This window comes from Neisseria sp. P0021.S005, from assembly GCF_051956955.1.
Genome location: NZ_JBQCWY010000975.1, coordinates 1 through 441, shown reverse-complemented (window position 1 = coordinate 441; position 441 = coordinate 1). Strand labels below are relative to the sequence as shown.

General features: G+C 55.6%; 1 pseudogene. It reads left to right on the top strand.

Annotation, left to right across the window (positions count from 1 at the left end):
- Positions 1-218: 218 nt before the first annotated feature.
- A pseudogene (locus ACTHUE_RS20445) lies at positions 219-441 on the top strand (adenylyltransferase/cytidyltransferase family protein); the annotation flags it as partial.

Below are 441 nucleotides of genomic sequence, written 5' to 3'. Positions count from 1 at the left end.
CCCATCCGGCAACGCCGCCCACAAGATCAGGTCTAGTCTCGTGGGCTCGGGGAGGTGTATAAGAGACAGGACCATCTTCATCTCCATCTACAACATCTTCAGCAGCCTCTTGAGAATCCTCACCTCTAGTAGCGGTGACGACTGATAAAGCCGCAAGGGCCGTCGGAAATTTCAGACGGCCTTTTTGATTTTTGACATCACCGGCAAACTCCCCTATCCTGAACGTACACAAACCCCATTCCCAACCCAAAACGACCACGACCACTCCGCGCCGTGCAGTGTACGCAGGCAGCTTCGACCCCTCCACCCTCGGCCACCTGTGGATGATACAGTAAGCCCAATCCCTCTGTGACGAACTCATTGTCGCCATCGGCACCAATCCCGAAAAGCGCAGCACCTACATCAGAGAAGAACACCGCGCCATGCTCGATGCCACTACCC